This window comes from Caulobacter sp. HMWF025 (assembly GCF_003060965.1).
In the GTDB taxonomy this organism is placed as follows: Bacteria; Pseudomonadota; Alphaproteobacteria; order Caulobacterales; family Caulobacteraceae; genus Caulobacter.
Genome location: NZ_QAII01000077.1, coordinates 1 through 5,418, shown reverse-complemented (window position 1 = coordinate 5,418; position 5,418 = coordinate 1). Strand labels below are relative to the sequence as shown.

Genomic DNA, 5,418 nt, shown 5'->3' with positions numbered 1-5,418 from the left:
GCAGACGACAGGTCAGGGTGGTCGGCTCGGCCCCGCCGGCCCGGACGGAGAAGCCGCCGCCCGGCAGGGCCGCGGCCCCCTCGAACGGCGTGGCGATCACCACCGCCCCGCCGGCCGCCTCAATCTCGCCCTGCAGGGCCAGCATGTAGCCATGGCTGTCGAACACCCCGCTCTCGGGCGACAGCAGGGCCGCATGGGCGTTGAGCCCCGGCTCCAGGGCTCGCGCCTGCTCGCCGGTCAGGTGCTCCATGCCCTCGACATCGTTCTCCAGGGCCTGGGCCAGGATGGTGTCCAGCCGCGCGACTTCTGCGTCGTTCGTGGCCACCACAAGCTTGCCGCACTTCTTGAAGCCGACATTGTGCCGCTCGAGGAAGGGATACAGGGCCCGCCGCCCCTGCACGCACAACCGCGCTTTCAGCGAGCCGGTCGCATAGTAGAGTCCGCCGTGAATGACCTCGGAATTGCGTGACGACACGCCCTGACCGATGTGGCCCTGCTCTTCCAGAACCGCCACGACCAGCCCGCGGGCCGACAGGGCCCGGCCGCACGCCAGGCCCACAGCCCCGGCCCCGACCACGACGGCATCAAAATCGAAATCCGGGGTCACTCGTCGGCAGCCTTGGCCTGGGCCTTCAGATTGGTCAGCATCTCGGTCAGGGAGATATTGCCGGCCACCGGCTCTTCGGGGTCGACCAGCTCGAAGTCGAGATCGTCGAGCAGCGCTTCCAGCGCCTCGGAGCCGCCGACAATCTCGGCCGCCCGGCGGTAGTTCAGCTCGGCCAGCTCGGCCGCCACCCCCTCATCGAGGGAGGCGAACTCGCCGCGATCGACGCGAGCCTGAAGATCGGCTGCATCCTCGGCGCTCAGCCGGACCGTGATCAAGGGTGGACTGGGGAACTTTTCCATCGAAGGCAGACTAGAGCGTTTTCCGGGAGGTGGGAAACGTCTATCGGACCGGGCAAGCCTCCGGACGTCTGATCCAGAGCCCGTCCCGGCCGACCCGACGCTCCTGGCCCGACGCGAAAGGCTTCTGAATCATAGACTTGGTCCCCGTCCCGATAATTGACCGGCCCGATCCCTCAGGGGCGGTTTTCCTGCCTGAGGCCTGTGAACGTGACCGGCGCGTTGTACTCCCGGGCCACGCCCCGCACATAGTCGGTAAAGGCCGCCGCCGTCTTGCGGGTCACCCCTTCGCTCCAGCCGGAGGCCAGCAGATAGCGGAACCGGCCGTCAGCCGGCAGGACCGCCGTCATCAGGTGGTTGCCCTCATAGGCCGGCAGGAAGGCATAGGCCGGCGCGAGGCGGTCCCGAACCACGATGGCCGAGCCGGCATAGGCCACCGGCATGTCGGCCTGGACGCGGGCCACGTCATCGGGGTTGCGGATCAGTTCGGGCCCGGCGCTGACCACCATACCGCCCTGCTGAACGAAGCTGTCCTCGGTCGCCCGCTTGCGGACGCCGATCACCAGCCGGGGCGGGGTCGCCGTCTTCGGCCGGCGCGTGAAGACCAGTTCGGCGGTCGTATAGTCCTCGCCGGCATAGGCCGTATAGACCTGCTCAAGATCATAGGTCCCGACGCCGGTCGTCCAGTTCATCGTCCGGATGCGCACCATGCTGCGGACCGGCCCGTTGGCCACCACGGTGAACGCATAGCGCGTCGATGACAGCGGCCCACCGTTGAAGTTCTCGGTCGTGCCAGGGCCAAACCGTGGCCGCGAAACCTTTTCCGGATGAGCCGGATCCTCGATCAGGCCGATACCGCCGCCGCCGAACGAGTTGGCGACGCTCATGATGTCCGACCCCAGGCCGGGATCGATCAGCGACACCGCATAGCCGTCGAGATTTTCCGTATACAGGCGATGGCTCATCAGCTGCGGCTTGCGCTTGCCGTAGACGTCGATGTCGGTGGGATACCAGAGCTTCCAGCCGATATTCTCGCTCTCCCAGAACGGAACCGTATGGCGCATGTAGCTGCCGATGGCGCCATGGGTGCGGTGCGGGTTCCAGCCACGCTGCTGCATGCCCAGATAGACATAGAAGGTCCGGGTTTCGCGCGGGGCGAAGTCGGCCATGAAGAACAGCTCGTCCCACAGGCCGTCGCCGTCCAGATCATCGAACTGGTAGGGGAAGGCATGGCCATTGGCCTCGGCGACCTGGCCATGGGCCCCCTCAAGCGCCTGCTTCTGGGCCGAGGGCTCGGGATTGGGCGTTCCGCGCGGATCGACGAGAGTCATCTGCAGCTCGTGCACGTCGTGCAGCGGGGCCAGGTCGGCGCGCTGGATCGTCACCGGGCTGTTGCTCCGCGCCACATCCAGCGGATTCTGCACCTGGATGGCGACCCGCTGCACGGGTTTGAACGCGCCCTGGACGTACCAGGGGTCCTGGGCCAGGGCCGGGCCGGCCGTCAGCAGGAGGAACCCCGCAAAGCCAAGAGCCCTCATCGACCGGCCTCCAGATAGGCGATCAAGCGGCTCATATTGTTGATGTAGGTACCCGTCGAAATGCCCATCGGCCCCGTGGGTTCGGTGAAGGGCGAGGTATCCCAGACATCGCCGACCTGGCCGCGATCGACAAAGCCCGGCGGCGGCTCCGGCGGACCGTCGCCGCGATAGACGTGGCTGGTGGTGCGGAGCTCGACGGGCCAGTAACCTTCGGCATTAAGCCCCGTGACCAGGGCCAGCGCGCTGTCATCGGCCCTGGCCGCCGCTTCCGTGACATTGAGATCCGATCCGCCCAGGGCCTGGGTCACGACGATCCGGGGCAGGAGCGAGGGCCCGCGTCCCATCAAGGCCGAGTCGCGGGTGGCCTCTTCGGCGCTCATTGCCGACAGACGGGCATAGCGGGCGCGCAGCCTGGCCAGATTGACCCGCTTGGCCGGCTTTGTCGTGGAGGTGTCCGGCCCGTTCCAGTATTCGCCGTTCTGGGCGTTGGAGCCCCTGCGCCCCCCGCCGATCAGACGACCGGTGCCGGGGTCGTAGTTGCGATAGAAGTTCAGGCCGCTGGCCGGTCGCTGGTCGGGCGGGATCTCCACACTGGCCAGCCAGTCGAGCGCCTCGCCGACCCGCGCCAGGTACTTCTTTTCCCCGGTCAGCTGGTAATAGTCGAGGAGCTGGGTGATCGCCGCCGCCGTGCCGTGCGGGGTGATCGAGGCCGGCTCATAGGTGCGGGCGGGCGCGGGCTTGAGATCATGGCTGTACTGCATGGCCCAGCCCGGCACCGGGGCGGGCTGCTGCAGGGCGATCATCAGCTCCATGGCCCGCACCAGCGGCGCGCGGACCCGCTCGTCCTTCAGCTGCTGCAGAACCAGAAGCAGGAAGCCGATGTTTTCTTCCGCAACCTCGTCATTGAGGGTGATCAGGCCCGTATAGTCCGGGTGTCCCTGCTTCGTGAACTCGCCCATTTTCGGCCAGCGCTGGGGCCAGCCGCCGTTCGGATACTGGCTCTGCAGAACGAAATCGACGGTCCTGTCGACCGCCTTGCGATAGCGGGCCTCGCCCTTTTCGAGGTGCATCCGCAGCAGGAAGCGGCCGCATTCGATGGTCGCATGGTCATCGAAGGTGGCGTTGCCGTAGTAGTGCTGAAACTCCTCCAGCCGCCAGCCGTTCTTGCCGATCGTCTCGTACCAGCGCTTCAGCGACGCCTCGCCGGCGAAGTCGATGATGTAGTTCCAGCCGCCCGATGGATGCTGGCCGGCCATCAGGGCGCCGGCGACCTGCTCGGCGGCCTTGAAGTAGAGGGGATCGCCCGTGGCGTGCCAGGCATCGAGGAAGATCTGCCCCATCTCCGGCGTCCCCGGGGCCTGGGTCCAGATCATGGTCGGATAGGCTTCCATCTCGCCCCAGCGGCGCGACAGGTCGGGCAGGTAGGACCAGACATAGCCGCCGCGGACCGCGACCTTTTCGGTCATGAAGCGGGTGGCGCGGGCCATGGCGGCCGTCACGGCCTCGCGCGGAACCGGAGCGGCCGAAGCTTTTGCCGTCGGAAGCAGCGACAGGGCGCAGGCTGAGACCAGCCAGTTGCGGCGATTGAACATATGACCCCTCCCCGGGCGTGCGCCGGACCTTCGGGTCTCTGGCGGCGGATCTTGCGACCCGTAACGGCAGTGAGACCCACGATAGACACCGGTGTCAATGGCAACCGATGGCGAGGGGCCCCCGGAACGCGCCCCAGGTTGACAGGCTCACCGACGCTGCAGAGGGTTCATACCGGTCTTGCGCGGCCCGGGTCTGTCCGGCGCGCCGACGCCCGGGGGGGACCTTCGACCATGACCGCCGCCATGACGGCCGCGCCTGCGCGCAATACGCTGATCGACACCCTGCGGGCCTTCGCCCTGATCGGGGTGTTCGTGGTCCACATGTTCGAGCAGTTCGAGATCTACTGGACCGCGCCGCAGGACAACCTGACCCACACCCTGGTCACCACCCTGCTGATGGGCAAGGCCTTTGCCCTGCTGGCCCTGTGCTTCGGGCTCAGCTTCTTCCTGCTGATGGACCGGGCCGACCGGCGCGGCGAGGATTTCTCAGGCCGCTTCGTCTGGCGGATGGTCCTGCTGGCCCTGATCGGCGTCGCCCACGGCCTGATCTATCGCGGTGACATCCTGGTCGTCCTGGCCCTGCTCGGCATCCCGCTGATCCCGTTCTACCGCGCGCGCCGGGGCGTTCTGATCGCCACCGCGGCGCTCCTGCTGGTCCAGCCCTGGCTGCTGATCCAGATCGGCTTTGCCCTGGCCGGCGCCGGCTGGGCCAACCAGCCGCCCCATCACTGGACCGACCCGTCCCTCGCCGTCTTCCAGTCCGGCACGCTCGTCGAGGTGCTGAAGACCAATCTCTGGCAGGCCCAGGCGACCAAGGCGTGGTTCTTCATCGAGACCGGCCGCCTGAACCTGGTGATGGGTCTGTTCCTGATCGGCCTGCTGCTGGGCCGCAGCGGCTTTTTCGACGCGCCGGAGCGCTTTGTGACCCGCCGCCGCATCGCCCTCGCCGTCCTGGCCGCGATCGCCCTCAGCCTTCACCTGTTCCGCGACAGCCTGACCGGCCTGCTGCCCGCCGGCCCTGCCCCGGGCATGGCCCGGATCCTGGCCGGCAATATCCTCGGCGGCTGGTTCGACCTGGCCCTGATGGGCACCTTTGTCCTGCTGGTCGTCGAAGCCGCCCTCGGGCCGGCCGGCCCGCTCCTGCGCCGCCTCGCCCCCATGGGCCGCATGACCCTGACCTTCTATGTCGCCCAGTCGCTGATCTGGGTGCCGGTGTTTTACGGCTTCGGCCTCGGAGCCTGGAAGACCCTGCCGCAGGGCACGGCTCTCGGTCTGGCTGTCGGGTTCCTGGTCCTGCAGGCGGTCGTCGCCACCCTGTGGTTCCGCCGCTTTGCCTATGGCCCGCTGGAGTGGCTGTGGCGGGCGGGGACCTATCGGACCTGGGC

Annotated in this window: 5 protein-coding genes; 1 reads left to right on the top strand and 4 read right to left on the bottom strand. The window is 67.8% G+C overall.

Features of this window, described 5'->3' with window-relative positions:
- The 4 genes from DBR10_RS19875 to DBR10_RS09155 form a co-directional block, all read right to left on the bottom strand.
- The coding region (locus DBR10_RS19875) for an NAD(P)/FAD-dependent oxidoreductase (RefSeq protein WP_233243341.1) at positions 1-607 on the bottom strand (607 nt) is incomplete at its 3' end.
- The gene (locus DBR10_RS09165) at positions 604-882 is read right to left on the bottom strand and encodes a hypothetical protein (RefSeq protein WP_233243340.1); all 279 of its coding nucleotides are present in this window, start codon (positions 880-882) and stop codon (positions 604-606) included. The genes DBR10_RS19875 and DBR10_RS09165, both read right to left, overlap by 4 nt.
- Positions 883-1,079: 197 nt before the next feature.
- A complete protein-coding gene (locus DBR10_RS09160; RefSeq protein ID WP_108504751.1) occupies positions 1,080-2,441 on the bottom strand; it encodes a DUF4861 family protein in 1,362 nt (453 codons plus the stop codon).
- Positions 2,438-4,033, bottom strand: a complete 1,596-nt coding sequence (locus DBR10_RS09155) for a pectate lyase (RefSeq protein ID WP_108504752.1) — start codon at positions 4,031-4,033, stop codon at positions 2,438-2,440. Before DBR10_RS09155 ends, DBR10_RS09160 begins: the two co-directional genes overlap by 4 nt.
- Before the next feature lie 231 nt (positions 4,034-4,264).
- Here DBR10_RS09155 and DBR10_RS09150 point away from each other — a divergent pair.
- Positions 4,265-5,418: DUF418 domain-containing protein (locus DBR10_RS09150; RefSeq protein ID WP_108556281.1), on the top strand; the 1,154-nt coding region annotated here is incomplete at its 3' end.